This window comes from Leifsonia sp. Y862 (assembly GCF_057669585.1).
In genome coordinates this window covers 1,758,803-1,785,797 of sequence record NZ_JBYHFR010000001.1, presented here as the reverse complement: position 1 = coordinate 1,785,797, position 26,995 = coordinate 1,758,803, and the positions used below count along the sequence as shown (strand labels likewise).

Here is a 26,995-nt window from a genome sequence, read left to right as displayed (position 1 = left end):
GTAATGGCTGAGGTTGTCGTTGTAGAAAATGAGTGGGCAGCCGGTGAGCTGATTGCAGCATCCATTCGGGATTTGATCGCGCACAAGCCGGATGCCGTGCTCGGCCTGGCCACGGGGTCGACGCCGCTGCCTGTTTATCGCGCGCTCGCAGAGTCGTTTGCGGCTGACCCTCTCGACGTGTCCCGCGTGCGCGGCTTTGCGCTTGACGAGTACGTTGGCTTGCCGGCCGGACACCCGGAAAGCTACCGCGCGGTCATCACGCGCGATGTCGTCGAGCCGCTCGGCCTGACCGCAGCGAACATCCACGTGCCGAACGGCGACCTGGCCACCATCGCCACCGCTGGCGACGACTACGAGCGTGCGATCATCGAAGCCGGCGGGGTCGACGTGCAGATCCTCGGCATCGGTCGCACCGGCCACCTCGGCTTCAATGAGCCTGGATCGTCGTTCGCGTCGACCACCCGCATCAAGACGCTCACAGAGAAGACCAGGGAAGACAACGCACGGTTCTTCGATTCCCCCGACGACGTGCCCATGCACTGCATCACCCAGGGACTCGGCACCATCCTGCGGGCCAAGCACCTCGTGCTGCTCGCGTTCGGTGAGGCCAAGGCCCACGCCATCGCTGAGGCCGTCGAGGGTGCGCTCTCTGCCAGCCAGCCAGGCACCGCGATCCAGCTGCACCCGCGGGTGACGGTCGTGGTCGATGAGGCCGCAGCCAGCCAGCTCGCCAACCTGCCGTATTACAAGCACGCCTGGGCACACAAGCCCGCCTGGCAGGGCATCTAGCCGTACCTGTAGCCGCCTGGGCAGCCGTTCGCCGGCTGCTCGGGTTGTGAGTTACGAGACCAACCGCTCACGTGGGTGGTGACCGGAGTGCTCCGGCTCACCGACGTGATCGGGCTCGTTGATCTCGGCCCACACCGCATCGAGGGAGAGGCCGACGACATCCGCGATTGCGGCGATCGTCGGGAATGCAGGAGTCGCCACGCGGCCAGACTCGATCTTCCGGAGGGTCTCCGGGGACACTCGGGCGTCGAGCGCGGTCTGGAGCATCGAACGCTCGCCCCTGGCTCGCCGCAACAGGGCCCCAAGGCGCTCTCCACGCTCGACCTCTGCGGGAGTAAGCGGCAACCTGACCATGGCTCCGATTCTAGTACCGGGATAATATGGCCGGTATAGTTATTGGTTCCACGAGGAAGGCACCGGATGATCGAGATACTGAACCCCACTGAACTGGCCAAAGCGAAGGCCACAGGCGGCCTGGTCGCCGACATCCTGCAGGCCATGAAGAGTCGCAGCGCAGTCGGCACGAACCTCCTCGACATTGATCGGTGGACCAAGGCCATGATCATCGAGGCCGGAGCGCAGTCCTGCTACGTGGACTACGAGCCCTCCTTCGGACGCGGGCCGTTCGGCCACTACATCTGCACGTCCGTCAATGACGCTGTGCTCCACGGACTGCCACACGACTACGCGCTTGCCGACGGCGACCTGCTGACCCTGGACCTCGCCGTCTTGCTCGGCGGAGTCGCCGCAGACTCTGCCATCAGCTTCATCGTGGGCGAATCGAAGCCCCCGGAGAGCGTCGCGTTGATCAGCGCGACCGAACGCGCGTTGAGCGCGGGAATTGCCGCCGCAGGACCAGGCGCTCGCATCGGCGACATCTCGCACGCCATCGGTACGGTTCTCAGCGAGGCCGGATACCCGATCAACATGGAGTTCGGCGGTCATGGCATCGGAACGACGATGCACCAGGACCCCCATGTCTCAAACGACGGGCGGCCCGGCCGCGGCTACACGCTGCGCCCTGGGCTGTTGCTCGCGCTGGAACCGTGGGTCATGGTGGACACCGCTGAGCTCGTCACCGATGCTGACGGGTGGACGCTCCGTAGTGCGACAGGCTGCCGCACAGCGCACAGCGAGCACACCATTGCCATCACCGACGACGGAGCCGAGATCCTCACCCTGCCGACACAAGCGCCCCTGCACCCCTGAGAGCCCGAGCGATTACGCTGGTCGGATGAGATCTTTCCGGCACGGCGGCACTGATATCCGCCGAGTCGGGTCGAAGCCGCGGTTGCCCCGCGATGTCTACGTGCTGGGCGTCATCTCCTTCTTCGTGATGGTCGGCTTCGGCGTCGTCATCCCCGTGCTGCCCGTGTACGTGCGCAGCTTCAACGTCGGAAACTTCGAGATCGGCGCTGTCGTCTCTGCGTTCGCCCTGATGCGTCTCGTGGCGAGCCCGTTCTGCGGTCGGCTGATCGACTGGATGGGCGAACGCCTGGTACTGGCCATCGGAATCGGCATTGTCGCGGTATCAAGTGGCATGGTCGGCATCGCGGCCAACTATCCGCAGCTGCTGGTCCTCCGCGGGGTCGGCGGCATTGGCTCTGCGATGTTCACCGTCGCTGCGATGACCATGCTCCTCGGCTCCACCTCGCCAGCGCTGCGGGCCAGGGCCATCGGCTTCTACCAGGGCGGATTCCTGCTCGGCGGCATGGCAGGCCCAGCCATCGGCGGGCTGCTCGCCACAATCTCTCTCACCGCACCGTTCTTCTTCTACGCCGGCACACTGGCGATTGCCGGGATCATCGGGCTGGTCCTGCTCAGGCCGCGCACTCTGCACCACGACGCGGCAGCGGATGCCGAGGCTGCCGTCCCGATCCCGTTCCGGATGGTGCTCACCGATCGCCGGTACCGGGCAGCATGCGTGGCCAACTTCGCGCAGGGCTGGACCTCGTTCGGGGTGCGGAGCTCCCTCATCCCTGTGCTCATCGTCGAGGTGTTGAACGGGCCAACGGCGTGGACGGGCATCGCCTTCGCGATTGCGGCCATCGCCCAGACGATCGCACTGGCTCCCGCAGCCCGCTTCATCGACACGGTGGGCCGGAAGCCGGCCATCGTCGGTTCGTTCGCGGCCGCAGCACTCATCATCGCCGCAGTGCCGTTTGCGCCGAACATCGGCGTGCTGACCGTGCTGCTGTGCCTCTACGGGATCGCGTCGGCGTTCATGGGCACCGCGCCTGCCGCAGCCGTGGGGGACGCTGCAGGGTCGCGGAGCGGTCGCGCTGTCGCGGTGTTCTCGATGTGCGCTGACGTTGGCGCCATCGTCGGTCCGCTGGCCGCAGGGCTGCTCGCCGACACGTTCTCATACCCCGTGGCGTTCGGGGTGGGCGGACTGCTGTTCCTGGCGGCATCCGCTTACGCACTGCGGATGCCGAGGGACGTGCTCAGGCCGGTGGCGGCACCTGCGGACTAGCGCAGTTCCTTGCGGCCTGAGATGATGCCGCTAGCCGTCGCGACGACAGCGAAGACGACGGTGATGATCGGCTGGCCGAGGTCCCACCACGCCAGCGCTGCTGCGCCGAAGACGAAGATCTCCACGATGGCCTTGCCGAACGGGTCGAGCTTGAAGACGGCCTTGGGGGAGCGGAACAGCGCCCACACCAGGATGGCGAAAACGGGCGCGCCGATGCCGATGAGTATGCCGGGCCATGGCAGCGGCCAGGCGACGAAGCCCCAGATGCCGAGGCTGACGAAGGCGAACAGTTCAAGGATGAACCGGAGAATGTCGTTGGCGCCGATCTTGACGGGCGCTGGTGTGTCTGTCACTCGATAATTCTACGGGGGCTAGCGGAAGATGATTGTGCGGGCGCCGTCCTGCAGCACGCGGTTCTCCGCGAACCACTTCACGGCCTGCGTGAGGGTGCGGCTCTCCTCGTCCTGGCCGATGGCCACGAGTTCTGCCGGGCTGCGGGAGTGGTCGACGCGCACGACGTTCTGCTCGATGATCGGTCCCTCGTCGAGGTCGCTGGTCACGAAGTGCGCCGTCGCGCCGATCAGCTTCACGCCGCGGGCGTGTGCCTGCCGATACGGGTTCGCGCCCTTGAAGCCGGGCAGGAACGAGTGGTGGATGTTGATGGCCATGCCCTCAAGGCGCGTGCAGAGCTCTGGGGAGAGGATCTGCATGTAGCGAGCGAGCACAACGAGCTCGATGTCGTGTTCCTCGATCGCCTCGATGACGCGGGCTTCGAAGGCGGCCTTGCTGGCGGCATCCGTTACGGGGTGTGACTCGAATGGCACCCCGTAGAACCCGACGAGGTCGCGCAGCGTGCCGTGGTTGCTGAGCACCAGCGGCACTTCGACGGCGAGCTGGCCACCACGCTGGCGGAACAACAGGTCGTTGACGCAGTGCGCGGCCGTCGAGGCCAGCACCAGGGTGCGGAGCGGGCGCCCGACGACGTCGACGATGGCGTGCATGCCGTAGTGCTCGATGACAGGCGCGAGGGCTGCTTCGATCTCGGCGCGGTCGGCGGGCGACTCCACCTGCAAGCGGATGAAGAACCGACCGGTGTCCGCACTGGAGAACTGCTGGCTCTCGGTGATATTCCCGCGGGCGCTGACGATGGCACCGCTGACCGCGTGCACGATTCCCGGCTGGTCGGCACATACGAGTGAGATCACCCAGTGGTGGTGAGCGCCAACCGAAGCGGATGCGATGAGCGACGAAGTGTCCATCCAGCCAGATTACCGGCCCAGGCCATTCCAAGGACCGCACAGCGACTTCTCGAACACACAGGGACTTCTCGAACTCACAGCGACTTCTCGAACACACAGGGAGTGTCGGGTAGGCTACCCAGTGGTTGGCGCAACTCGTTGGCCCCGGGCGCGCACGTTGGCGCGCAGTCGATTTTGGGCCTGTCTGTGACGGGCGTGCAAGATCCGCCGTTCGCGAGCACTCATCACTATGTCGAAAACAATTCCCCTGTCCGCGCCTGCCACTGCTAAGCCGTTCCCGTGGCTCGGACTCATCACCCTGGCAGCTGCCGTCTTCCTCTCCGTCACATCTGAGATGCTGCCCACCGGCCTGTTGCCGGACATGAGCCAGAGCCTGGGCGTCAGCGAATCCCAGGTCGGCCTGCTGGTCACCTGGTTCGCCTTCACCGTCGTGCTCACCACGGCGCCCATGACCCACCTGACGCGCACCCTGCCGCGGCACGGACTCATCGTGACGGTGCTCATCGTCTTTGCCATCAGCAATGTGCTGACGGCCATCGCACCGAGCTACGAACTCGTCATTGCCTCCCGGGTTATCGGTGGTCTCGCCCACGGGCTGTTCTGGTCCGTCGTCGGTGCATACGCCGGCCACCTGGTTCCGAAAGAGCAGATCGGTCGCGCGGTGTCGATCACCGTTGCCGGTGGAACCCTCGCCTTCATCTTCGGAGTGCCGCTGGCCACGGCTGCCGGGCAGCTGCTCGGCTGGCGCCAGTCGTTCGGCTTGCTCGCCGTGCTCATGCTCATCGGTGCCGTCATCGTCTGGAAGTGCCTCCCGCCCGTCGAGCACTTCGGTGCGAAACAAAAGCGGGAGCGCGCAGAAGCCGCTGCCGTCACGGACAGCGCCCGACCAGCGGTCGACGTCCCCACTGACCGTGGCATCTGGCGCGACCCGAGCATGATGGCCGTCGTGTTGCTCTGCTCGATCACCGGCCTCACCATGATCGGCCACTACACGTTCTACACGTACATCGCGCCGTTCCTCATCGACGGCATGGGCGTTGACAGCTCAGCGGTTGCCCCGCTCCTGTTCGCGTACGGCATCGCCGGAGCCGTCGGACTTCTGCTCTCCGGCACGGTCTTCGGCCCGCGCCCGCAGGCGGGGCTCGTGATCTTCCTCGCGGTCTGCGCCGCGAGCGTGACGGTCCTCGCGGTGTTCGCCGCCAACCTGCCGGTGGCCATCGGCGCGTTCGTACTCTGGGGCATCGCGTTCGGTGGTATTCCAGCCATGCTGCAGACGCGCCTGCTGCACACGGCATCGCCCCGCATCAGGGACGCGGCCAGCGCGTTCTACACCTCGGCGTTCAACGCCGGAATCGGTGGCGGCGCGTTGCTCGGTGCAGGCCTGCTCAACGTGGTTGGACTGTCGGCGCTCCCGTTCGTTTACGTGGGCATCGTCGTCGCATCACTCGCGCTCGTGGTGATCAGCGACCTCGTCATGCGTCGGCGTCGCCTGGCCTAAGTGCTGCGCGGCCCATCCGTGTAGCGAATACAGGATCAATCGCGCAACTGTCACCGAATACAGGACAGATCGCGCTCTCTGCGACGATGTTTCCGGTTTTCGCGACCTCGATCAACGGGGAGATGTGCTGCCGGCCGCGCGCCAGGATTCGGTGGTCGAGGAGGCCCGCTAGGGCCGTCTCGAGACCTAGCGCAAGCGGATGCCGGCGGCGTATACCTCGTCGACCTCAAGTGCGGCGTTCAGCAGCACGGCGTCCGCGGCGTAGCCGACCGCGAGGCGGCCGAGGTCGTGCGCGCGTCCCACCGTGCGAGCTGGTGTTTCGGTGAGCGCGGTGATGGCGTCCGTGATGCTGACGCCGACCTCGTTCACCGCGCGGCGCAGCGCGTCGTCGAGCGTGAGCGTTGAACCGGCGATGGAGCCGCCCTCTGTGAGGCGAGCGACGCCGTCGGTAACCGTCACGGCCAGGGTGCCGAGCATGTATGCGCCATCGGTCGAGCCGGTGGCCGCCATGGCGTCGGTGATCAGTGCGATGCGGCCTGGGGCTCCTGCGAACGCCAGTCGAACGACCTCAGGGTGCACATGCACGCCGTCGTTGATGATCTCCAGCGTGACGTTGTCGCTGTGCGTCGCTGCGGATACCGGGCCCGGGGCGCGGTGGTGGATGCCTCGCATGCCGTTGAAGGCATGCGTCAGGATCGACGCGCCTGAGGCGAAGGCAGAGATGGCCGTCTCGTAGTCCGTTGAACTGTGGCCGACGGCGACGGCGATGCCGGCATCCGTCAGCGCGGCGATGGCCTCCGGTGCGCCGGGGAGTTCAGGAGCCAGCGTGACCTGGCGGATGTGACCGCGCCCCGCCCGAATCAACCGGGCGATGGAATCGGCGTCAGGGGCACGCAGCAGCGCGGGGTTGTGGGCGCCGCGGAACGCATCGTCGAGGAACGGGCCCTCGAGGTGCGCGCCGAGGATCAGCGGGTTCTGCTCTGCTTCGGTGGCAATCGCGTCGAGGCGCGTCTCCAGGTCATCGACGGTTGCGGTGACGAGGGAGAGCACGATGCGCGTTGTGCCGTGCGCGTGGTGCACGGCAAGCGCGGTACGGATGGCGTCGGCACCGTCGTCGAAGGCGCTGCCACCGGCACCATGGCAGTGAATGTCGATGAATCCGGGGGTCAACCATCTCCCGGCGGCGTCGGTGACAACAGTATCGACCACACCAGCAGTGACGTGCGCACGCCAGCCGTCGCCAGTACCGACGGCTGACACGAGTTCGCCGTCGAAGGCGACCCACGCATCCGCTGTGATGGACCCGCCTGAAACGAGAGTGGCCGAGTGAATGATGACGGAGGCGTTCACGCGACGATCACCTCAACGCCGTTCTCGGCGAAGGCGGCGAGTTGCTCGGCGGTGATGCCGGCATCGGTGATGAGGGTGTTGAAAATCTTGGAGGAACCCATGGTGGCGAACGCGTTTCGACCTATCTTGCTTGAATCGGCCACGATGACGGCGCGGGATGCGCGCCTGGCCATGAGGGAATTGACGGCGGCCTCACGCTCGTCGTGCACGGTGGGGCCGACGACGGGGTCGATGCCGTTCACACCGATGAACGCGATGTCCATGGTGATCTGCTCGAGCACGATGTCGCTGTATGGGCCGACGAGTTCATACGACCGGGAATGTACGACGCCGCCGGTGACGACAGTCTTGATCTGCGGGCGCATGGCGAGCTGGGCTGCGATGTTGATGGCGTTGGTGACGACGGTGAGGTTGGAGTGCGGTGACGCCTCCATGATGTCGGCCCTGGCGCCGAGCACCGTCGCGATGGCGGTGCTTGTGGTGCCACCGCAGAGCCCGATGACGGCGCCGCGCGACACGAGCGCACTGGCAGCCTGGGCGATGCGGAGCTTCTCAGGGGCGTGCTGCTCCTTCTTGTACCGGATCGGCAGGTCGTAGGCCACCGACTGGCCGATGGCACCGCCGCGCGTGCGGGTGAGCAACTGCTGGCTGGCCAGAGTGTCGAGATCGCGTCGCGCGGTGGCTGCAGAGACACCAAGTTTGGTGATGATGTCGTCGACCTCGACCTGGCCGGTTTCGGCGAGGAGGTCGAGCACGGCGTTCAAACGCTCGGCGCGATTCATGACTAACTCCTGGTTCCTGTCCCCGGTCGCAGTGCGAACAACTCTAGAAGTCTGGCAGCCTCTCCGGTGATCGCCGTACGCCCCGCCGCCAGGTATTTCCGGGAGTCGACGACGCTGGGGTTATCCGCCAGGTACTCGCGGATGGCCGCCGTGAAGAAGCCGTTGAGGTGGGTAGAGACGTTGATCTTGGTCATCCCGGCATTGATCGCGGCCACGATCTGCTCGTCAGAGGCACCGGAGGAGCCGTGCAGCACGAGCGGAACGGTAAGTGCGGCGTGCAGGATGGCGATCAGGTCGGTGTCGAGGGACGCCGAACGGCTGGTCATCGCGTGCGATGAGCCGACGGCGACGGCCAGGGCGTCAACGCCCGTCGCGGCAACGAAGGCCACGGCCTCGTCGGGGTCGGTGCGCACGCCTGGCGCGTGTGCGCCGTCTTTGCCGCCAACCTTGCCGAGCTCCGCTTCAACGTAGACGTTCGCGGCATGGGCGTACGCCGTCACGCGCTGGGTCGCTGCGACGTTCTCGTCATAGGCGAGATGGGCGCCGTCGTACATGACGGAGCCGAAGCCGAGGTCGACGGCCTGCATGGCAAGCTGCTCGTCTTCGGCATGATCGAGGTGCAGGGCAACGGGAACGGATGCCGCGCGCGCGACATCCAGGCTGGCCAGCGCGATCGGTGCAAGGCCCCCGTGGAAGGTGGCGCAGTTCTGTGAGATCTGCAGGATCACGGGCAGGCCGGCGCGCTCGGCCGCGGCAACGAGTGCCTCTGCCGTTTCCAGGTGGATCACGTTGAATGCGCCGATTCCAGTTCCGCGCTCTGCCGCGGCGTCCATCAGTTCGCGCGTCTGGATGAGGGTCATGCACTGGTCCTGTCTGTGGTGATGGTGATGTCGTCGGCAAGTTCACGGTGCAGGGGAGAGATCTCGCCCGCGAGCGGCATGAGCACAGCGGCGGCAGACCAGGCGGTCGCGAGGCGGAGAATGCGCTCGGGGTCTGCCACACCGCCGTCGCTCACAGCGCCGTCGGCCAGGCCGGCGGCGATCGCAGCAACGGCCGCGTCGCCGGCGCCGGTGGGGTTCCCACGCAGCACGCGATTGAGCGTGGCCCGCAACGGATGCTTCTGGTCGGCCTGCGAGAGCGCGAGCATGCCATCCTCGCCGAGCGAGACCAACACGAGCGATGCGCCGCGGGCGAGCAGCGCCCGTGCGCCGCGCACGGGGTCATCGTCGCCCGTTGCCTCGGCGAGTTCGTGCCGGTTGGGCTTCAGGACCGTGGCGCCGGCCTCGGCCGCGGCGAGGAGTGCGGGGCCTGACGTGTCGATGACGGATGGAATACCCAGCGCCGTCGCAGCGGCGACGAGCTCAGGATAGAAGCCGGGGTGGGCGTCGAGCGGCAGGCTTCCAGAGCCCACCAGGCAGGCGGCCTGTTCGAGGGCGGCCAGCGTCGCGTTGGTGAGGCGCTGCCATTCAGCGGGGGAGTGATTCTCGCCGTGTTCATTGAAGATGCTCGTCTGGGCGTTGGTGTCGTCAACGAGCGCAATGGTTCGCCTGGTCGCTGCCCGAACCGGGATGATGCGGTGGGGCAGCCCGCTGGCAGACAGCTCGCCAGAGAACTCGTCTCCGGTGAGTCCTCCGGCCACGCTGATGGCGAGGGTGTCGATGCCCTGCTGGTGCAGGACACGGGCGACGTTCAGGCTCTTGCCGCCGGCCCGCACGGCTGCGGCACCGACGCGATGGGTCTCGCCGAGCTCGATGCCTGGGACGACATAGGTGAGGTCGAGGGCGGGGTTGGGTGTGACGGTGACGATCATGATGTGGCTCCAGAGCGATCGGCGAGTTCCCTGGCGAGAAGTGCGGCGCCGATCAGGCCGGCGTTCTCGCCGATTTTGGCGGGGATGAGTTCAGGACGACGGTGGAAGCTGAGCATCGCGTCGACGCGAGCGCGCAGCGGCACAAAGAGCGTATCCCCGGCCTGTGCCAGCCCGCCACCGATGACCACGGCCTGGGGCGCGATAACCGCCGTAACCTGCGCAATGCTGAGGGCGAGGGCGTCGAGCGCCTCATCCCACACGCTCTGGGCAATGGGATCGCCCGCCGCTGCCCTGCCGAGCACATCCTTCGCGCCTGCGGGTGTCTCGCCGCTTCGCTCCGTGTAGCGCCGGGCGATGGCGCCGGCTGACGCGATGGCTTCGAGGCAGCCGCGTGCGCCGCATGGGCAGAGCGGGCCGGCCGGATTGACAATCGAGTGGCCGATCTCGCCGGCGTATCCGTCGGCCAGGTGAGCGCGTCCGCCAAGGAACAGCGCGCTGGCGATGCCGGTACCGATGACGAGAACCATGACATCCGTGAACGGTTCGGCGGCGCCGAGCAGGTACTCAGCCTTTCCAGCTCCCCGCACGTCGTGGGAGAAGGTCACCGGCATGCCGAGACGTTCCTCTGCCAGGCTCCTGAACGGGACGTTGCTCCAGTTGAGGTTGGCAGCATGGATGCCGATGCCCTTCTCGTCGTCGACGAGGCCAGGTACCAGGAAACCACCGGCAACCGGGGTCACCGATGGGAAGTCACGGGCGAATCCCTCTGTGAGCTGGGCGAGGCGGTCGAGCACGGCGCCAGCCGTCTCCGCTCCTCTGTGAGGTGTCGGAGTGCGGCTGAGGCCCAACATGGTTCCGGATGCGTCGAAGAGCGCGGCCTTGGTGTCAGTGCCTCCGACGTCGAAGGCGACGACGGCGCCGCCGGTGCCGAGGGAAGGGGTCTGATCGTTGCTCGCGCTCATAGTCACTAGTTGAGGATGACAGACCGCGTGAGGTTGCGTGGCAGGTCGGGGTTCAGTCCCTTGGCCTCTGCGCGCAGCAGGGCGAGCTTCTGGGCCCGGACGAGTTCGGCCAGCGGGTCGAGATCGCTCGAGACGAAGCGGGCGCCCGTTGCGTTTACATCGGACTCGATGCCGGCCGGTGCAGCGCCGAACATCCAGGTGACGCGACCGGGGGCCGCGATGCTGATCGGTCCGTGGCGGTATTCCATCGCCGGGTACGACTCTGTCCACGACTGTGATGCCTCGCGCATCTTGAGGGCTGCCTCGTGTGCAAGGCCGACGCTCCAGCCGCGGCCGAGGAAGGTGTACTGCTCAGCGTTGATGAGGTCGTCGTCGAGGTTGTCGGCGACGGCGATCTCAGCATCCGCTATGGCCTTGGTGAGATCTTCACCGAGGGACGCGCGGAGGAACGCGAGTGCCGTCGTGGCGAAGCGGGTCTGCACGACGGACTGCTCGTCGGCGAACGGGAGGGCGATGAGCGAGTCGACCCCGTTGACGAACGGCGAGGTGACATCGCCGACGATGCCGATGATGTTGGTGGAGCCGCGGTGGGCAGAAACGAGTTCGAGAACCTCGCTCGTTGTGCCTGAACGGGTCAGGGCGATGATGTCGTCGTAGTCGCGATTGACGAATGCCTCAGATGCGGCGAAGGCGTCTGTCACGCCGTGCCCGCCGGTTTCGCGGAGAGCCGCGTATGCCTGCGCCATGAACCAGGAGGTGCCGCACCCGACGATGGCGACCTTGCGTCCAGATGCCGGCAGGAGTGCCTGGTCGGCGGTGAGGGCTGCGGCGCGCGCCCAGGTCTCGGGCTGCGAGGCCAGTTCGGTGGCCATGTGCGTGGCGGTGGTCGTCATGGTTATTCTCCTCAATTACTGCACGTCAATGATTACTTATGATCGTAACTCGTGTCTAGCGATCAGTATTTCATGCTTTTCCGTTTTATTAAGGACGGGTAACAAATTGCTGCACCCCTCTTGACCACGAAAAAGTTTCCCGACATGCTGTGGCGATAGCTGAACAGTCGTGATTGTTTAGTGATTAAAACAGTCATCATTCATCACACCATCCGTTGGTTGGGCGCGGTGAAAGAGGCTGCACGCGCCGTCGCGTGAGGTGAAGTCGCGGGCGGAGTCCATCCAAGAGTGAGGAAGCACCACATGAAGAAGTCTCTCCGCATTGGAGGCATCGTTGCCACGGCAGCGCTGGCCACCATGTCGCTCGCGTCCTGCGGATTCGGCGGCGGCGATGCAGGCGGATCCGATTCGGCAACGTCGATCGATCTGCTCGTTCCCAGCTATTCAGATAACACCCAGGGCCTGTGGGAAGGTGTGATCGACGCCTTCGAGGCGGAGAACAGCGACATCACGGTCAACCTCGAGGTTCAGTCCTGGGACAACCTCAACGATGTCATCACCACCAAGGTGGCCGCGGGCAAGGCCCCAGACATCATGAACGGTGGCCCGTTCGCCGGTTTTGCAGCGGATGAACTGCTGTACCCGATCAAGGACGTCGTCTCAGCCGACACCCTGTCCGACTTCCAGGAATCCTTCGTGGAGAGCGCATCGGTCGACGGTGTGCAGTACGGCGCTCCGCTCATCGCATCCGCTCGTGCCCTGTTCGTCAACGAAGACCTGCTCGCACAGGCCGGCGTCGCGGCAGTGCCGACCGACTGGGACGAACTGCTTGACGCTGCAACGAAGATCTCCGCGATCGGTGGCGGCGTCGCCGGCTATGGCATGCCCCTCGGCTCAGAAGAAGCCCAGGCTGAAAGCGCCATCTGGTTCTACGGTGCAGGCGGCGGCTTCGGAGACGCCAAGGAAATCACGATCGACACTCCTGAGAACCTCACGGGCGCCCAGTTCATCCAGACCATGGTCGACGCGGGTGCAACCCAGCCAGACGCAGGAGCCACCGACCGCAGCCCGCTGATGGACGTCTTCGTCCAGGGCAAGATCGGCATGATCATCGGCCTCCCGCCGACAGTCGGCCAGATCGCAGAGGCCAACCCAGAGCTCAACTACTCGATCAACCCGATTCCGACCGCTGATGGTTCAGCGTTCACCCTCGGCGTTGCCGACCACCTGATGGCATTCAAGAACGACGAGAAGAAGCAGGACGCAATCACCAAGTTCCTCGACTTCTTCTACACGCCAGACCAGTACGTCAACTGGGTCACCACGGAGAAGTTCCTGCCGACCACGAAGTCCGGCGCAGAAGTGATGAACAGCGACGAAGACCTCGCACCGTTCCTCGCCACTCTGCCGAGCGCGCAGTTCTACCCGAGCACCAACCCCAACTGGTCTGCAACGGATGCTGCATTCAAGAGCCTCGTCGGCCAGCTGGCACAGGGTAAGGATGCACAGGCAGTCCTGACCGAGATCCAGGCGAAGTCAGACGCCGGCTAACCAGCCGCATCACACCCTGATTGACGAACACAACGAATCGGTGATTGACGGACATGACTGAAACAATCCAGCAGACACCGACCCAGGCGGGGGCGACCAATGGTCGTCCCCGCCGAGGGGCCGTCGGCACTCGTGCCACGGCCAGGGCCGGCACCCGACTGACGGATCTGGTGGGAGCGCTGCCCTGGATTGCGCCTGCGCTCATCCTGATCTTCGGCATTGTCCTGTTCCCCGCCGTGGTGATGTTCTACAACTCGACCAGGGACATCAGCCTGAGCGGTGTTGACAAGGGCTTCGTCGGGTTCGAGAACTACCAGACGCTGCTCGACTTCGAGCCGCTCGCCGGCATCATGCTCCGCACGCTCATTTGGGTCGTCGCCGTTGTCAGCATTACCGTCATCCTGTCGCTTGGCCTCGCCCAGCTGCTGAACAAGGCGTTCCCCGGCCGCCAGCTCGTTCGCCTGGCCGTCATCATCCCGTGGGCGGCGAGTGTTGTCATGACGACGCTCGTGATCTACTACGGGCTAGAGGGCTACATCGGCATCATCAACAAGTTCCTCGTTGACATCAACCTCATCGATGCGCCGTACGGGTGGACGAAGAACGCCGTCAGCGCGTTCAGCTGGTCGATCGGCATTGCCGTCTTCGTCTCGCTGCCGTTCACGACCTATACGATCCTCGCTGGCCTGCAGTCTGTGCCAGGCGACGTGCTCGAGGCCGCGAAAATGGACGGCGCAGGTCCGGCGCGCACCTACTTCGGCATTGTGCTGCCGCAGCTGCGCGGTGCACTCTCTGTCGCCATCCTCATCAACATCATCAACGTCTTCAATTCGCTGCCGATCCTGAAGACCATGACCGGGTCGATACCGGGGTACGACGCAGACACAGTGATGACCATGATCTTCAAGTACATCCAGAACGAGCACAAGATCGACGTGGCCAGTGCGCTGAGTGTTGTCGCGTTCCTCATCGTCATCGTGATCGTCGCGATCTACGTCAAGCTCGTCAAGCCCATGAAGGAGGTCTGAGATGACCGCGCTCACCTCGCCGCCTGCCGCTGCCCCTCGTGACCAGCCACCGACATCCGCTCTGGGTGGTGGTACCGCCGGCACACGCCAGCCCCGTCGGCGTAAGCGATACACCGCAGACCAGGTTCCGCTCGGCAATGTCATCTGGCGGATGGTGGCCGGCCTTGTCGTTCTGGTCATCTTCGTCATCCCGTACCTGATCATGTTCTTTGGCTCTGTGAAGACCAAGAGCGAGATTCGCTCGGTGGAGCCGACGTACTTCCCGACGGAATGGCACTGGGAAAACTACGTCAACATGTGGTCGACCCCAGAGACACCGCTGGTGCAGAACCTGATCTCCACGATCGTGATCGCCGTCTTCGCCACGATCCTGGTGCTGCTGGTCGCCCTGCCAGCGGCCTACTACACGGCCAGGGTCATCTTCCCCGGCCGGATGGTGTTCCTCTTCCTGGTCATCGTCACGCAGATGCTGCAGCCGGCTGTGTTGACCTCAGGGCTGTTCCGGCAGCTCAGCTTCTTCGGGATCTCTGATACCTGGCTCGCGATGATCCTGGTGAACGCCGCCTTCAACCTGTCGTTCGCGGTCTGGATCATGCACAGCTTCTTCGCCGGAGTGCCAAAGGAGATCGACGAAGCCGCGCAGATCGACGGCGCAGGCCGACTGACCGTGCTGTTCAAGATCAACCTGCCGCTCGTCTGGCCGGGTATCGTCACGGCGATCGTCTTCACGTTCGTGGCCTGCTGGAACGAATTCGCGGCGAGCCTCGTCATCCTCTCGACCGCTGGAAACCAGCCGTTGTCGGTCGCCCTGACGAAGTTCGTCGGGCAGTACGAGACCAGCTGGCACTACGTGTTTGGTGTGTCGATCGTGGCGATCATCCCCGTTGTCGTGCTGTTCATGCTCATCGAGAAGCGCCTCGTCGGCGGCCTGACGGCGGGCAGCGTCAAATAGCACGATGCTCGACAGCTCGTGCTCTGTGACGAACAATGACCAACGGATTGGTTCTGGCACGGCGGGGAACAATAGGCTCCAAAAACGGGTGAGGGCCTCCGGTATGCCGGAGCGGTCCTCCCCGTTTCCTTTGCCCCCTTCCCAGAAAGAACCCCATGGCCAAGAAATGGATCATCGGTGCGGCCCTGACCGTGTCGGCAGCCCTGCTGCTCTCCGGCTGTACGTCTGAACAGAACGCGCAGCAGGATGGCGAAGCCGCAGCGAACCCGTCGGCAGCAACCCCGCAGGTCGCCGGCAGCACGGAGATCCCCGATGCGCTGACAGAGCCGCTCGACATCGCGCTCGTCACCCGCATCACCACCGGCTCGTGGTACGAGACGTACAGCCGCGCGCTCACGGCGCAGGCAGAGGCGTTCGGCGGTTCACTGAAGGTCTACGACTCCTCGAATGACCTGGCCAAGATGGCCTCCAACGTTGACGCAGCCGTCAACGCCGGCGTCGACGTGATCCTCGTCAACAACGGCACAGCGGAGGCGCTCAATGCGCCGCTCGAGAAGGCGCTCGCCGCCGACATCACGGTCGTCACGTACGACAGTGACATCACCCTCGAGGGCGTCACCGCGATCAACCAGGACGACTACCTGCTCGCGTGGAACGGGCTGCGCCAGCTCGCCACCGACTTCAACGGCGACGCCAACATCGTGGTGCTGTCCGTCGCAGGGTTCCTCCCTCTCGACCGTCGTTCCGTCATCGTTGATGCGTTCTACGAGCGCTTCCCCGGCATCATAGAGGTCGCCCGCGCCGGCCAGGTCACCGGTTCGACCGCGCTCGACACCCAGGCCCAGGTCGAGGCGCTGTTGCGCCAGTACCCTGAGCCCGGCCAGATCGACGCCATCTGGTCGCACTGGAACGAGTTCACCCGCGGCGCTCTCGAAGCGCTCAAGCAGGCCGGCCGCACCGACATCGCGGTGTACACGATCGACCTCACCGACCAGGAGTTCCCGTACTTCTGGGACGATGGCGTCGACCTGCGCGCGGCCTCCGCAACCAACCCGAGCAACATCGGCGCCGTCCAGGTGCGCCTGGCGTACCAGAAGGTGGGAGGTGACGAGGTGGCCAATGACGTGCTCGTCGACCCGTCGCTGATCCGCGCCACCGACCTTCCTGAGTCGCCGATCGCATTTGACACACTCAACGAGGTGTTCCCCAGCTGGTCGGTCTCAGAGACGGCCATCTCGGCGTGGATGACCACGCTCGAAGACCAGAACAAGTAGCAGCGAGAGCGCACCACCGGATGTCTCTGATACTCGACGCCATCACACACGACTACGGCGCAGGCCCTGTCGTTGAACAGGTGACTTTCGAGCTGCGTCCGGGGGAAGTGCATGCGCTGCTCGGAATGAACGGGGCGGGGAAGAGCACCCTGCTGCACATTGTGGCAGGGGCTCTGACCCCATCCAACGGGCGCATTCTCATCGATGGCGTGCCCGTCGACCTGTCCCGTCCGGGCGAGGCGGCCAGGCGCGGCATCGTTCTGCTCGCGCAGGAAGTCGACCGTGCGCTCGTTCCGCAGCAGAGCGTGCACGAGAACCTCACGGTGATGCTGAGGCGGAGGCGCGGCGGTGCGCTGTTCAGCGCGCGGCGCAACCGCGCTGAGGCCATCGATCTGCTTCGGCAGTATGGCATCGACATGGATGTTGACCGCGCTGTCGGCGGGTTGTCCATCTACGAGAAGCAGCTCATCTCACTGGTGCGCGCCGTCAGCGATGAGGCGAAATACATCCTGCTTGACGAGCCGACCGCCACCTTCGACCAGCGCGAGAGCGAGCGCTTCTACGCGATCGTCGACCGGCTGCGCCAGCAGGGCATCGGCATCGCGTTCATCTCGCACAAACTGCAGGAGGTCTTCCGGGTCGCCGACCGCGTCACCGTGCTGCGCGGGGGAACCATTGTGTTGGCGGATGCCGCCCAGGCGACCAGCGTGGCCGCCGTTGTCGAGGCCATGACGGGGGTCGCCGGCCACACGAGCCGCCGCGAACCTCGATCCGTTGTCGCCGCCACCCGGTTCGCGGCATCCGCTCTCGAGCTCGGCGCCGACCGGACCCCGATCGACCTCAGCATCGGGCGCGGGGAGATCGTCGTGATTTTCGGTCTGCTCGGCGCAGGCAAGACCAGACTCGCTCGGCGCCTGTTCGGGCTGGACGGGCCGTACAGAGCGGAGATCGATGGCGCCCCAGTGCGCATCGCGTCGTCACGCCAGGCGGTGCGGCATGGCATGTCGTATGTTCCTGAGGAACGTCGCCGGCACGGCATTTGGACGGGCTCCGACATCCGCACCCACTTCGCCCTGGGGTTCGGGGGCTTGATCAGGCCGTCGAAGGAGCGCGCCCACGCTGACAGGCTCATCGCCGATTTCGGTGTGCACCCGGCCAATCCGGCGCATCTGGCCGGTCGGCTGAGTGGCGGCAACCAACAGAAGGTCGCCATCGCCAAATGGTTCGGCAGGGCGCGGACGCTTGCCCTGTTCGACGAGCCGATGAAGGGGATCGATGTCTCTGCGAAGGAAGCGATCTTCCAGATGATCGAGCAGAGCGCACGTGCCGACACCAGTGTTCTCTACTTCACTGCTGAGCCGGACGACGCTGTGCGCATCGCAGATCGCATCATCGTGCTCGCCCGCACCGGCGTCGTAGCTGAATTCGATGCGCAGCAGGTAACTCCAACCGAGCTGATGCTCGCTGCCGACCCGGAGTCCCACGCCTCAACACCGCCCAGTACACCCGGACTCACACCCGCACCCGCCAGAACACGCCGCAGAGAGAACGCATGAGCACCCCAACCATCACCGCCACCGGGAGCCGGCTCAGCAGGGCCGACATCGTCAGGTTCCTCTACCGGTACGCCGCGATCATCGTCATCATTGCGGTGATCGTCTTCTTCTCGGTGGCGAACCCGAACTTCCTCACCTTCTCGAACTTCACCGACATCTTCAAAGCGATCTCGGTGTCGACCTTCCTGGCGCTCGGGGTGACCTTCAGCCTCGTGGTCGACGGCTTCGACGTGTCGATCGGCTCGACCGCGAGTCTCGGCGCCATCGCCGCCGCCGCCCTCATGGTCTACTACCAGCAGGAATTCATCGTTGCCCTGCTGGTGCCGATCCTGCTCGGCGCGCTCGTTGGGCTGGTGAATGCCTTCCTGATCGTCAAACTGCGCCTGCCAGACCTGCTCGCCACCCTCGCGATGCTCTACATCATCAACGGCATCCAGCTCACGTACACCAACGGATACTCCATCTACGAGGGCGTGATGACGGATTCCGGCCGTGCGCCAGGCATCCTCGTGCCGTCGTTCCTCTTCCTCGGGCAGGGGTCGGTGCTCGGCGTGCCGTTCGTGGTGATCCTGCTGCTCGTCGTTGTGATCCTGCTGCACCTGTTCCTGGAGCGCACCACCCTCGGCCGCCATATGTACATGGTGGGTGGCAACCCGGAGGCTGCTCGACACTTCGGGCTGTCTGTCGGCCGGCTGAAGACGCTGGCCTACGTGATCAGCGGCATCCTCTCCGCGTTCGGCGGTGTGGTGCTGGCCAGTCGTATCGGTTCAGGCCAGATCTCTGCTGGCGCACCACTCATGATGGATGCCATCGCCGCGGCGTACGTCGGCTACGCCCTGTTCGGGCAGAAGAAGCCGAGCGTGATCGGCACCCTCCTCGGGGCCTTGCTCATCGGCATCCTGCTGAATGGGCTCACCATGATGAATGTGCCCTACTACGCCCAGGACATCGTCAAGGGCGGCGTTTTCGTCGTTGCTTTGGCCTTCGCTTTCCTCAGAAAGACCGAACGATGATCACGCCGGACTATGGCTACAACTTCAGCTTCCTCGGTCACACCGACCAGGGCGGCCGTGCCGATGGCACCCAGATCATGGTGCATCGCGGGTTCGCGTACGTCGGGCACGCGTTCTCGAATGGCTTCACCGTCATCGACGTGCGCGATCCCCGCAATCCGCAGCCGGTGAACTACATCGCCACCCCGCCAGGCACCTGGAGTGTGCACCTTCAAACAGCGGATGATCTGCTGCTGGTCATCAATGCCAAGAACCTGTTCGCAGACTCGGCGTTCGCCGACGAATCCGCGTACTACGGCCAGTCCGTCGGCGCAACGGCCGCCGGCGCGAACACCGCACACACCGATAGAGGGTTCGCCGCAGGGCTCCGCGTCTACGACATCAGCACGCCGGCTGCGCCGCGCGAGATCGCGTTCATGCCGGTCGATGGCATCGGCCTGCACCGGCTCTGGTACACCGGTGGGCGCTGGGCATACGCGTCTGCGCTGCTCGACGGCTTCACCGACTACATCTTCGTGACCATCGACCTGGCAGATCCCACCCGCCCGCAGCTGGCGGGGCGCTGGTGGTTGCCCGGCATGAATGAGGCCGCAGGGGAGAGCCCGAGTTGGGACGCCGACCGCTGGCGCTACGGACTGCACCACGCGATCGTCTCCGGTGACACCGCCTATGCGTCCTGGCGCGACGGCGGGCTGACCCTGCTCGACGTGACCGACCGTACTGCCCCCACGTTGATCGCTGAGCGCAACTGGACAGACCCATTCGGCGGTGGCACCCACACGGCGTTGCCCCTGCCGGACCGCGATCTGCTCATCGTTGCCGATGAGGGCATCGCAGACAACGCGGCAGACGGCGTGAAGCACACCTGGGTGTTCGATATCCGTAACCCGCGGAACCCCGTCAGCATCGCAATCCTGCCCGACCCGGCCGAGACCGACTTCGTGGCCAAGGGTGCGCACTTCGGGCCGCACAACCTGCATGAGAACAGGCCGGGATCGTTCCAGAGCAGCGAACTCGTCTTTGCGACGTACCAAAACGCAGGGCTTCGGGCATATGACATCCGTAACCCGTTCGCGCCCGTGGAGGTCGGCGCGTGGGTGCCGCCAGCGCCGGAGCGGATGTACGACGTGCGTCCTGAGCGGCCACGCGTGATCCAGAGTTTCGACGTGTTCGTCGACGAGAACGCTGTCGCATACGTGACTGATTACAACGCTGGCCTCTACATTCTGCAATACGAGGGGTAGCGGTCGGCCTGTACCACACGGGATGACTACCCGCTACTGCCGGTAAGCTGGGGGAGACACCACGACCGTAACAAGCCGGGAGGCCGCATGGCGACATTCCTCCTCGCTTTCCTGCTCCTGGCCGTGCTCACGCCCACTCTCACGCGCCTCCTGTCTGTGCGGGTCTTCTATGTCATCGCGCTGCTCCCCGCCGCAGCGTTCGTCTATACGCTCACCCAGACATCCGCTGTTATGGCCGGCGGCGCTGTCACAGAGAGCATCCCGTGGATCCCGGCGCTCGGCATCTCCCTCTCGTTCAGGGTCGACACGCTCGCGTGGCTGATCGCACTCATCGTCACGGGCGTTGGCGCGCTCGTGCTGTTGTACTGCGCACGCTACTTCTCGCCGACGGAGCCGGGTCTCGGCCGTTTCGCTGCCTGCCTGTTGGCGTTCGCCGGCACCATGTACGGACTCGTCACAGCCGACGACATCCTGGTCATGTTCATGTTCTGGGAAGTCACGAGCATCCTCTCGTACCTCCTGATCGGGCACTACACGGGTAAGCGGGAGAGCCGCGGTGCTGCCCTGCAGGCCCTCCTGGTCACCACGTTCGGTGGGTTGGCGATGCTCGTCGGCGTCGTGATGCTCGCCAGCCTCGCCGGCACCACGTCGCTCGCCGAGATCGTGGCACACCCGGTGACAGAGGCAGAGGCTGGCCCGCTGCTCACCTGGTCGATCATGCTGATCCTGGTCGGCGCGTTCTCGAAGTCGGCCCTGATCCCGTTCCACTTCTGGCTGCCGGCTGCGATGGCGGCGCCCACCCCGGTGAGCGCATACCTGCACGCGGCCGCCATGGTGAAGGCGGGCATCTACCTGGTGGCACGCCTCGCCCCCGGCTATGCAGACACCACGGGGTGGATGCCGGTGCTCATCGTGCTCGGCGTCTGGACCATGCTCGTCGGCGCCTGGCGATCCCTGCGCCAGTACGACCTCAAGCTCGTGCTGGCATACGGCACGGTCAGCCAGCTGGGCTTCCTCATGATCGTGGTGGGCTTCGGCACGCGCGACGCCGCTCTCGCTGGCGTCACCCTGGTGCTTGCCCACGCGCTCTACAAGGCCGCGCTCTTCCTGATCGTCGGCATCATCGACCATCGGGCCGGCACCCGAGACTGGCGCGCGCTGTCGGGGATCGGCCGCCGAGAACCGGTGCTCGCCACCATCGCATTCATCGCCGTCGCGTCCATGGCCGGCATCCCGCCGCTGCTGGGGTTCGTGGCCAAGGAAGCCGTGTTCACCGCCTTCATCGACGCTGGCCTGCACGGCGACGGCTGGGGCTGGGTTGCGCTCATCGGCACCGCGATCGGATCTATGCTCACCGTGGCATATAGCGTCAGGTTCTTCTGGGGCGCGTTCGCCACCCGGCCGGACACCGCACCGACACCGCTGCACCACAGCCGGTGGGATTTCATGCTGGCCCCCGGCATCCTGGCCGCAGCCACGCTGCTGCTCGGCCCACTCGCCTTCATGCTCGACCCGCTCTTCGCACCATACGCCGACACCGTTCCGGGCGGCGGCCACTACCACCTGGCCCTCTGGCACGGCCTCGAACCCGCACTGTTCATCACGATCATCGTGCTGCTCGTCGGCTGGGGGCTCTTCCTCGTGCGCCGCAGGGTCGCCAGGCTGCAGGATTCGGTTCCGCCGCTCATCGACGCCGGTCGTGGATACGGTTCGACGGTTCGCGGCGTCGACCGCATCGCCCTCTACGTCACGCGCATCGCCCAGAAGGGCGGGCTCCCGCAGTACCTCGCCACAATCCTCGTGGTGTTCGTGCTCGCGCTCGGCGCCGCCGCGACCATGAACCGCACCTGGCCGAGTGAGATCGTGCTCTGGGACTACCCAGGCCAGGTCATCATCGCCATCATCATGGGCATCGCGGCCATCATGGCAGCCCGCGTCGGCCAGCGGATGACGGCCGTGCTGCTCGCCGGTGTGACCGGCTACGGCATGGTGGCCTTGTTCGCCTTCCACGGCGCACCAGACCTCGCCCTCACGCAGGCGCTCGTCGAAACGATGACCCTCGTCGTCTTCGTGCTGGTGCTCCGCCGCCTCCCTCCGAAGATCGCCCAGCACAATCGGCCGATGCACCGCAAGCGTCGCGCGCTGCTCGGCGGGCTTGTCGGCCTGGTGATGGGAACCATCGGCTTCATCGCACTCGGTGCCAGGCAGGCGGAGAGCATCTCGACCGAACTGCCGCGCCTCGCCGTCGAAGAGGGCCACGGCGCGAACATCGTGAACGTCATGCTCGTCGACATCCGCGCCTGGGACACCATGGGCGAGATCTCGGTGCTCATCGTGGTGGCCACCGGTGTCGCCAGCCTGCTGTTTGTCTCTGGACGCAACCCCGATCTGCACCGCCTGCGCGAATCCCGGAAGCTCCGCCGGCCGAAGAACCGCCGCCGCATTGTGAGCGATCCCACTGCCTCGAACGAGGGCGCAGACGTCACCCGCCAGTCCTGGCTGCTGGCCGGACGCACCCTGTCAGGGCGCAACCGTTCGATCCTCATCGAGGTCATCGTGCGGCTGCTGTTCCACCCCGCGATCATCGTGTCGATCTACCTGCTCTTCGCCGGTCACAATGCGCCGGGCGGCGGCTTCGCCGGCGGTCTCATCGCCGGCCTCGCGCTGGTGTCCCGCTATCTCGCCGGCGGACGCTACGAGCTGGGCGAGGCCGCGCCCATTGACCCTGGCAAGATCCTCGGCCTCGGCGTGATCCTGGCCGTCGGCATGGCCGTCGTATCGCTGTTCTTCTCCGGCATCCCGCTGGAGTCCGCCTACTTCTCCACCGATCTTCCGGTTCTCGGCCACCTCTCGTTCGGCACCTCGACCATCTTCGATATCGGCGTCTACCTCGTCGTCATCGGCCTCGCCCTCGACATCCTGCGGAGCCTCGGCAGCGAGATCGACAGGCAGAGCGATGCTCCTGAAGAGCCGGGCGGCGAACCGGGCGGAGAGCCGGGCGGCGGCGGCGGCCTTGACGAGCCGACAGCGGACGACGACGCACTGCCGGACTCCTCAGAGGCAATCGGCCCAGAAGCGGATGACAGTCGCACGCCCGTGACGGACGCCCCCGGCCAGGCTGGCCGCCCAACGTGGGAGGTCACGCGATGAGCGCATCCCTGACCCTCGTCATCGTGATGGCCGTGATGTACGCGGCGGGCGTCTACGTCATGCTCGAGCGCAGCCTCACCCGGCTGTTGATCGGATTCCTGCTCGTCGGCAACGCCACGAACCTGCTCATCTTCATCATGAGCGGTCGTCCTGGCAGCTCCCCAATCGTCACGGGCACGCCGCTCGATGACAACATGGCCGACCCGATGCCGCAGGTGTTGATGCTCACGGCGATCGTGATCAACTTCGGCATCACGGCGCTGCTGCTCGCCCTCATCTACCGGTCGTGGTGGCTGGCGCAGCTCGGCGATGAAGGTGACGAGGTTAGCGATGAGCACGCCACAGAAACCTCTGATGAGACCGAAGAGACGTTCCGCTCGTCGACAGACGACGAAGCAGCCATCCAGGCCGTCCTGGACGCCAGCGAGCGTGAGGATATGACGCCAGAAGAGATCGCCGCCGCCGTTGCAGCCGCACACGAGGGAGGCGACCAGCAATGAACGTGAACGTGCTCGTTCCCCTCGTGGTCGCGATTCCGCTGCTCGGCTCTGCCATCGCGCTGATGCTGGGTCGCCGCCGACGCCCACAGATCGTCGTGAGCGTCGCGGCGCTCACGGCCGTCGTCGCAATCAGCGCCATCCTGCTCGTGCTCGTCGACCGCGACGGTCCAGCCGTCGTGCACGTCGGTGGCTGGGACGCACCATGGGGGATCGTGCTGGTCGTCGACCGACTCTCGGCGATCATGCTTCTCATCTCAGGGCTCATGCTGCTCGGCGTGCTGCTCTTCGCCGTCGGCCAGGGCATCATCGACGGGCACAGGGAAACCCCGATCTCGATCTTCCACCCCACCTACCTGGTGCTCTCCGCCGGACTGTTCGACGCGTTCATCGCCGGCGACCTGTTCAACATGTACGTGGGCTTCGAGATGCTGCTCTCTGCGAGTTACGTGCTGCTCACCCTCGGCGGCACTGGTGCGCGCATTCGCGTCGGCGTCACATACATCGTGGTCAGCCTCATGTCGTCGCTGCTCTTCCTCAGCGCCATCGCCCTGCTCTACGGTGCGACCGGCACCGTCACCATGGCGCTGCTGGCCGAACGCATCCCCGACCTGCCGGCCGACGTGCAGCTGATCCTGCACCTGTTGCTCCTGCTCGCATTCTGCGTGAAGGCTGCCGTGTTCCCGCTGTCGTTCTGGCTGCCTGACTCCTATCCGACAGCGCCTGCACCGGTCACTGCTGTGTTCGCCGGGTTGCTCACCAAGGTGGGCATCTACGCCATCATTCGCACGCAGACGCTGTTGTTCCCCGACGACAGCCTGATGGTCCCGCTCATGATCGTGGCGTTCCTCACCATGATTGTCGGCATCCTCGGTGCGCTCGCCCAGGCCGACATCAAACGATTGCTGTCGTTCACACTGGTCAGCCATATCGGGTACATGATCTTCGGCATCGCGCTCGGCACGCAGTTCGGCATGGGCGCCACTATCTACTACGTGGTGCACCACATCAGCGTGCAGACGACCCTGTTCCTCGTCGCCGGCCTCATCGAGCGCACAGGAGGGACCACCTCGCTGTCGCGGCTCGGGGGGCTGTTGAAGGGCGCGCCCGTCGTCGCGATCCTGTTCTTCATCGGAGCCCTGAACCTGGGCGGCATCCCGCCATTCTCCGGATTCCTCGGCAAGGTGGCCTTGTTCCAGGGCGGTGTCGCGGTCGGTGGCCCGCTGGTCTATGTGCTGATCGCAGCCGGTGCTGCAACCTCGCTCCTCACGCTGTACGCCCTCGCTCGCGCCTGGAACATCGCATTCTGGCGGTCGCGCTCAGAGGTCAAGAACTACGACTCCCCGGTGCTCGGCGCCCTGCAGGAAGACCCGCACGATGAGGGCACCGTGCTCACCAAGACCGTCTCACCCCTGATGACCGGTGCAACGACGGCCATGCTCGCCCTCACGGTTGCGCTCACCATCTTCGCGGGGCCGATGTTCGCGCTCACGAATCGTGCGGCGGCAGATATTGAGAATCCGGCCACCTACATCGACGCCGTGTTCCCGAATGGAACGCCATGACATCCGCTAAGGAGCGCAGGGCTCGCACCTACAACCAGCTCCCACTCTTCTTAGGGCTCGTGCTGCTGTGGATGCTGCTCTGGGGCAATTTCTCGTGGCTGAACGTGCTGACGGGAGCGATCTTCGCGTTCGTCGTCTCCGTCGTGTTCTACCTGCCAGCGGTGCAGCTGAGCGGGCGGCTGAACATCTGGCGGCTCGCGCTCTACCTCATCTGGCTGCTCACCGACATCGTGCGCGCTTCTGTGCAGGTGGCCTATCTGGCGCTGGCGCCGCGGTACAAAGCGAGCAATGCCATCGAAGCGATCCACCTGCGCACGCGCAGCGACCTCATTCTCACCTGGGTTGCGGTGTCGACGTCAATCGTGCCCGGCTCCATCGTCGTCGATATCGACCGCGTGCACTCCACGCTGTACCTGCACGTGTTGAACGTGCGGAACACCGAGGAACTCGAGCGTTTCCGTCAGTCGGTGCTCGACACCGAACGGCGGGTTGTGCTCGCCATCGGGTCGAAAGAAGACCTGGCGCGATTGCGGGCGGCTGACGAAGAACCGAACGACCAGGGCGAGCAACCGAACGACCAGGGTAGGCAAGGAGGAACATTCGTATGAGCGTTGTCATCATCATCACGGGAATCCTGCTCGGCGCCGCGTCGCTCTGCGCGGTGTACCGCATCGTCAAAGGGCCATCCGTGCTCGACAGGGTGATCGCCGCCGATGTGCTCGTCTCCACGGTCATGTGTGCGCTCGGCGCCGACATGGCCTTCAACAACCACATCGACACGCTGCCCGTCCTGCTGGCGCTTGCCCTGTTCGGCGTGCTCGGCTCGCTGAGCGTCGCCCGCTTCCTCCCGAGGCAGGACAGCGCATGAGCGACACCGTGCGCGATGTGATCACCGCCGTGCTCGTGCTGGCCGGGGCGCTGATGTGCTTCGCGGCCGGCGTCGGCCTGCTGCGCTTCCCCGATGTGCTCAGCCGCCTGCATGCCGCGACGAAGCCGCAGATCTTCGGTCTCATGGCCATCACAGCGGATGTCGCACTCAACAACCTGACAATTGGCACGGTCACCCTCGTGGTCTCGATCGTCTTCTTCCAGTCACTGACCGCCCCGCTGGCCGCCCATCTGGTGGCGCGCGCCGCCTATGACACCCAGCACCTGCGCACCGACCTGCTCATCGCCGATGAGCTGAAGCCCTACCGAGACACACAGGGCAGCTGACCGTTCGTGGCTGATATGCTCCAAGGGTCGCAACTGGCGTAGCACGAAAGATGGGTCACCATCGGGGAGCGACTGACACGGTTAGTGGCCGCACGCCTGGGCTGCAACATCCACTTTGAAATGTCTAAGGAGAC

At 65.3% G+C, this 26,995-nt stretch carries 26 protein-coding genes and 1 riboswitch; of the genes, 17 read left to right on the top strand and 9 right to left on the bottom strand.

The annotated features are described in order from the left end of the window. Positions 1 to 3: 3 nt before the first annotated feature. Positions 4 to 789 carry a glucosamine-6-phosphate deaminase gene (locus AC25Z0_RS08440; protein WP_488132882.1) on the top strand — a complete coding sequence of 262 codons (786 nt, stop codon included), beginning with the start codon at positions 4 to 6 and terminating at the stop codon, positions 787 to 789. A gap of 51 nt (positions 790 to 840) precedes the next feature. Here the strand turns inward: AC25Z0_RS08440 and AC25Z0_RS08435 are convergent, their stop codons facing one another. Continuing rightward, a complete protein-coding gene (locus tag AC25Z0_RS08435; protein WP_488132881.1) occupies positions 841 to 1,143 on the bottom strand; it encodes a helix-turn-helix domain-containing protein in 303 nt (100 codons plus the stop codon). Positions 1,144 to 1,209: 66 nt separating this feature from the next. On the opposite strand from AC25Z0_RS08435, the gene map reads away from it, so the two are divergent. Then, entirely contained in the window at positions 1,210 to 1,998 is a 789-nt protein-coding gene (map, locus tag AC25Z0_RS08430) for a type I methionyl aminopeptidase (protein ID WP_488132880.1), read from the top strand. 25 nt (positions 1,999 to 2,023) lie between these two features. Beyond that, positions 2,024 to 3,262: an MFS transporter gene (locus AC25Z0_RS08425; RefSeq protein WP_488132879.1), complete on the top strand. Its 1,239-nt coding sequence runs from the start codon at positions 2,024 to 2,026 to the stop codon at positions 3,260 to 3,262. Here AC25Z0_RS08425 and AC25Z0_RS08420 read toward each other — a convergent pair. Then, complete coding sequence (locus AC25Z0_RS08420) at positions 3,259 to 3,615, bottom strand: YrdB family protein (protein ID WP_488120685.1); 357 nt, start codon at positions 3,613 to 3,615, stop codon at positions 3,259 to 3,261. The two genes, AC25Z0_RS08425 and AC25Z0_RS08420, sit on opposite strands and share 4 nt — an antisense overlap. An 18-nt stretch (positions 3,616 to 3,633) precedes the next feature. After that, the gene (gene purU, locus AC25Z0_RS08415; RefSeq protein ID WP_488120686.1) at positions 3,634 to 4,521 is read right to left on the bottom strand and encodes a formyltetrahydrofolate deformylase; all 888 of its coding nucleotides are present in this window, start codon (positions 4,519 to 4,521) and stop codon (positions 3,634 to 3,636) included. A 229-nt stretch (positions 4,522 to 4,750) separates the two neighbouring features. Between purU and AC25Z0_RS08410 the strand changes: the two genes are divergently transcribed. Beyond that, on the top strand, positions 4,751 to 6,019 hold the full coding sequence (locus tag AC25Z0_RS08410; protein WP_488132878.1) for an MFS transporter: 1,269 nt from the start codon (positions 4,751 to 4,753) through the stop codon (positions 6,017 to 6,019). Positions 6,020 to 6,205: 186 nt separating this feature from the next. On the opposite strand, the gene nagA is transcribed toward AC25Z0_RS08410, so the two are convergent. Genes nagA through AC25Z0_RS08380 form a run of 6 tightly spaced genes read right to left on the bottom strand, consistent with a single transcriptional unit; the run spans position 6,206 to position 11,822 of the window. Further along, positions 6,206 to 7,369: an N-acetylglucosamine-6-phosphate deacetylase gene (gene nagA, locus AC25Z0_RS08405; protein WP_488132877.1), complete on the bottom strand. Its 1,164-nt coding sequence runs from the start codon at positions 7,367 to 7,369 to the stop codon at positions 6,206 to 6,208. After that, entirely contained in the window at positions 7,366 to 8,151 is a 786-nt protein-coding gene (locus AC25Z0_RS08400; protein ID WP_488132876.1) for a DeoR/GlpR family DNA-binding transcription regulator, read from the bottom strand. The genes nagA and AC25Z0_RS08400 overlap by 4 nt, the downstream gene beginning before the upstream one ends. Before the next feature lie 2 nt (positions 8,152 to 8,153). After that, positions 8,154 to 9,011 carry a class II fructose-bisphosphate aldolase gene (locus AC25Z0_RS08395; RefSeq protein ID WP_488132875.1) on the bottom strand — a complete coding sequence of 286 codons (858 nt, stop codon included), beginning with the start codon at positions 9,009 to 9,011 and terminating at the stop codon, positions 8,154 to 8,156. Next, entirely contained in the window at positions 9,008 to 9,961 is a 954-nt protein-coding gene (locus AC25Z0_RS08390; protein WP_488132874.1) for a 1-phosphofructokinase family hexose kinase, read from the bottom strand. The genes AC25Z0_RS08395 and AC25Z0_RS08390 overlap by 4 nt, the downstream gene beginning before the upstream one ends. Continuing rightward, positions 9,958 to 10,923, bottom strand: coding sequence for an ROK family protein (locus AC25Z0_RS08385; RefSeq protein ID WP_488132873.1), 966 nt, complete (start codon positions 10,921 to 10,923; stop codon positions 9,958 to 9,960). The genes AC25Z0_RS08390 and AC25Z0_RS08385 overlap by 4 nt, the downstream gene beginning before the upstream one ends. A 5-nt stretch (positions 10,924 to 10,928) precedes the next feature. Next, a complete protein-coding gene (locus AC25Z0_RS08380) occupies positions 10,929 to 11,822 on the bottom strand; it encodes an SIS domain-containing protein (protein WP_488133127.1) in 894 nt (297 codons plus the stop codon). A gap of 297 nt (positions 11,823 to 12,119) precedes the next feature. Between AC25Z0_RS08380 and AC25Z0_RS08375 the strand changes: the two genes are divergently transcribed. From AC25Z0_RS08375 to mnhG, 13 genes are all read left to right on the top strand, one after another. Further along, entirely contained in the window at positions 12,120 to 13,367 is a 1,248-nt protein-coding gene (locus tag AC25Z0_RS08375; protein ID WP_488132872.1) for an extracellular solute-binding protein, read from the top strand. A gap of 53 nt (positions 13,368 to 13,420) precedes the next feature. Further along, positions 13,421 to 14,395 (top strand): carbohydrate ABC transporter permease, encoded by a 975-nt coding sequence (locus tag AC25Z0_RS08370; protein ID WP_488120694.1) that lies wholly within the window; start codon positions 13,421 to 13,423, stop codon positions 14,393 to 14,395. Position 14,396: 1 nt separating this feature from the next. Continuing rightward, on the top strand, positions 14,397 to 15,347 hold the full coding sequence (locus AC25Z0_RS08365; protein WP_488132871.1) for a carbohydrate ABC transporter permease: 951 nt from the start codon (positions 14,397 to 14,399) through the stop codon (positions 15,345 to 15,347). Positions 15,348 to 15,502: 155 nt separating this feature from the next. Next, the gene (locus AC25Z0_RS08360; RefSeq protein ID WP_488132870.1) at positions 15,503 to 16,621 is read left to right on the top strand and encodes a sugar ABC transporter substrate-binding protein; all 1,119 of its coding nucleotides are present in this window, start codon (positions 15,503 to 15,505) and stop codon (positions 16,619 to 16,621) included. A gap of 20 nt (positions 16,622 to 16,641) precedes the next feature. Next, positions 16,642 to 18,177 (top strand): sugar ABC transporter ATP-binding protein, encoded by a 1,536-nt coding sequence (locus tag AC25Z0_RS08355; protein ID WP_488132869.1) that lies wholly within the window; start codon positions 16,642 to 16,644, stop codon positions 18,175 to 18,177. Then, the gene (locus tag AC25Z0_RS08350) at positions 18,174 to 19,190 is read left to right on the top strand and encodes an ABC transporter permease (RefSeq protein WP_488132868.1); all 1,017 of its coding nucleotides are present in this window, start codon (positions 18,174 to 18,176) and stop codon (positions 19,188 to 19,190) included. Before AC25Z0_RS08355 ends, AC25Z0_RS08350 begins: the two co-directional genes overlap by 4 nt. Beyond that, complete coding sequence (locus tag AC25Z0_RS08345) at positions 19,187 to 20,434, top strand: LVIVD repeat-containing protein (RefSeq protein WP_488132867.1); 1,248 nt, start codon at positions 19,187 to 19,189, stop codon at positions 20,432 to 20,434. Before AC25Z0_RS08350 ends, AC25Z0_RS08345 begins: the two co-directional genes overlap by 4 nt. Before the next feature lie 87 nt (positions 20,435 to 20,521). Beyond that, positions 20,522 to 23,584, top strand: a complete 3,063-nt coding sequence (locus AC25Z0_RS08340; protein ID WP_488132866.1) for a Na+/H+ antiporter subunit A — start codon at positions 20,522 to 20,524, stop codon at positions 23,582 to 23,584. Then, the gene (locus AC25Z0_RS08335) at positions 23,581 to 24,084 is read left to right on the top strand and encodes a sodium:proton antiporter (RefSeq protein ID WP_488120697.1); all 504 of its coding nucleotides are present in this window, start codon (positions 23,581 to 23,583) and stop codon (positions 24,082 to 24,084) included. Before AC25Z0_RS08340 ends, AC25Z0_RS08335 begins: the two co-directional genes overlap by 4 nt. Beyond that, positions 24,081 to 25,646, top strand: coding sequence for a Na+/H+ antiporter subunit D (locus tag AC25Z0_RS08330; RefSeq protein ID WP_488132865.1), 1,566 nt, complete (start codon positions 24,081 to 24,083; stop codon positions 25,644 to 25,646). Before AC25Z0_RS08335 ends, AC25Z0_RS08330 begins: the two co-directional genes overlap by 4 nt. Continuing rightward, on the top strand, positions 25,643 to 26,254 hold the full coding sequence (locus AC25Z0_RS08325; protein ID WP_488132864.1) for a Na+/H+ antiporter subunit E: 612 nt from the start codon (positions 25,643 to 25,645) through the stop codon (positions 26,252 to 26,254). Before AC25Z0_RS08330 ends, AC25Z0_RS08325 begins: the two co-directional genes overlap by 4 nt. Continuing rightward, positions 26,251 to 26,514: an MrpF/PhaF family protein gene (locus AC25Z0_RS08320; protein ID WP_488120700.1), complete on the top strand. Its 264-nt coding sequence runs from the start codon at positions 26,251 to 26,253 to the stop codon at positions 26,512 to 26,514. The genes AC25Z0_RS08325 and AC25Z0_RS08320 overlap by 4 nt, the downstream gene beginning before the upstream one ends. Then, positions 26,511 to 26,861 carry a monovalent cation/H(+) antiporter subunit G gene (gene mnhG, locus AC25Z0_RS08315; RefSeq protein WP_488132863.1) on the top strand — a complete coding sequence of 117 codons (351 nt, stop codon included), beginning with the start codon at positions 26,511 to 26,513 and terminating at the stop codon, positions 26,859 to 26,861. Before AC25Z0_RS08320 ends, mnhG begins: the two co-directional genes overlap by 4 nt. A 19-nt stretch (positions 26,862 to 26,880) precedes the next feature. Continuing rightward, positions 26,881 to 26,970, top strand: a riboswitch (ZMP/ZTP riboswitch). The last annotated feature ends 25 nt before the right edge of the window (positions 26,971 to 26,995 follow it).

Bases quoted from the DNA above. Each gene is read 5' to 3' on its own strand.
- AC25Z0_RS08440 (WP_488132882.1), top strand. From the start codon at position 4: ATGGCTGAGGTTGTCGTTGTAGAAAATGAGTGGGCAGCCGGTGAGCTG.
- AC25Z0_RS08435 (WP_488132881.1), bottom strand. From the start codon at position 1,143: ATGGTCAGGTTGCCGCTTACTCCCGCAGAGGTCGAGCGTGGAGAGCGC.
- map (WP_488132880.1), top strand. From the start codon at position 1,210: ATGATCGAGATACTGAACCCCACTGAACTGGCCAAAGCGAAGGCCACA.
- AC25Z0_RS08425 (WP_488132879.1), top strand. From the start codon at position 2,024: ATGAGATCTTTCCGGCACGGCGGCACTGATATCCGCCGAGTCGGGTCG.
- purU (WP_488120686.1), bottom strand. From the start codon at position 4,521: ATGGACACTTCGTCGCTCATCGCATCCGCTTCGGTTGGCGCTCACCAC.
- AC25Z0_RS08410 (WP_488132878.1), top strand. From the start codon at position 4,751: ATGTCGAAAACAATTCCCCTGTCCGCGCCTGCCACTGCTAAGCCGTTC.
- AC25Z0_RS08400 (WP_488132876.1), bottom strand. From the start codon at position 8,151: ATGAATCGCGCCGAGCGTTTGAACGCCGTGCTCGACCTCCTCGCCGAA.
- AC25Z0_RS08395 (WP_488132875.1), bottom strand. From the start codon at position 9,011: ATGACCCTCATCCAGACGCGCGAACTGATGGACGCCGCGGCAGAGCGC.
- AC25Z0_RS08390 (WP_488132874.1), bottom strand. From the start codon at position 9,961: ATGATCGTCACCGTCACACCCAACCCCGCCCTCGACCTCACCTATGTC.
- AC25Z0_RS08385 (WP_488132873.1), bottom strand. From the start codon at position 10,923: ATGAGCGCGAGCAACGATCAGACCCCTTCCCTCGGCACCGGCGGCGCC.
- AC25Z0_RS08375 (WP_488132872.1), top strand. From the start codon at position 12,120: ATGAAGAAGTCTCTCCGCATTGGAGGCATCGTTGCCACGGCAGCGCTG.
- AC25Z0_RS08370 (WP_488120694.1), top strand. From the start codon at position 13,421: ATGACTGAAACAATCCAGCAGACACCGACCCAGGCGGGGGCGACCAAT.
- AC25Z0_RS08365 (WP_488132871.1), top strand. From the start codon at position 14,397: ATGACCGCGCTCACCTCGCCGCCTGCCGCTGCCCCTCGTGACCAGCCA.
- AC25Z0_RS08360 (WP_488132870.1), top strand. From the start codon at position 15,503: ATGGCCAAGAAATGGATCATCGGTGCGGCCCTGACCGTGTCGGCAGCC.
- AC25Z0_RS08355 (WP_488132869.1), top strand. From the start codon at position 16,642: ATGTCTCTGATACTCGACGCCATCACACACGACTACGGCGCAGGCCCT.
- AC25Z0_RS08350 (WP_488132868.1), top strand. From the start codon at position 18,174: ATGAGCACCCCAACCATCACCGCCACCGGGAGCCGGCTCAGCAGGGCC.
- AC25Z0_RS08345 (WP_488132867.1), top strand. From the start codon at position 19,187: ATGATCACGCCGGACTATGGCTACAACTTCAGCTTCCTCGGTCACACC.
- AC25Z0_RS08340 (WP_488132866.1), top strand. From the start codon at position 20,522: ATGGCGACATTCCTCCTCGCTTTCCTGCTCCTGGCCGTGCTCACGCCC.
- AC25Z0_RS08335 (WP_488120697.1), top strand. From the start codon at position 23,581: ATGAGCGCATCCCTGACCCTCGTCATCGTGATGGCCGTGATGTACGCG.
- AC25Z0_RS08330 (WP_488132865.1), top strand. From the start codon at position 24,081: ATGAACGTGAACGTGCTCGTTCCCCTCGTGGTCGCGATTCCGCTGCTC.
- AC25Z0_RS08325 (WP_488132864.1), top strand. From the start codon at position 25,643: ATGACATCCGCTAAGGAGCGCAGGGCTCGCACCTACAACCAGCTCCCA.
- AC25Z0_RS08320 (WP_488120700.1), top strand. From the start codon at position 26,251: ATGAGCGTTGTCATCATCATCACGGGAATCCTGCTCGGCGCCGCGTCG.
- mnhG (WP_488132863.1), top strand. From the start codon at position 26,511: ATGAGCGACACCGTGCGCGATGTGATCACCGCCGTGCTCGTGCTGGCC.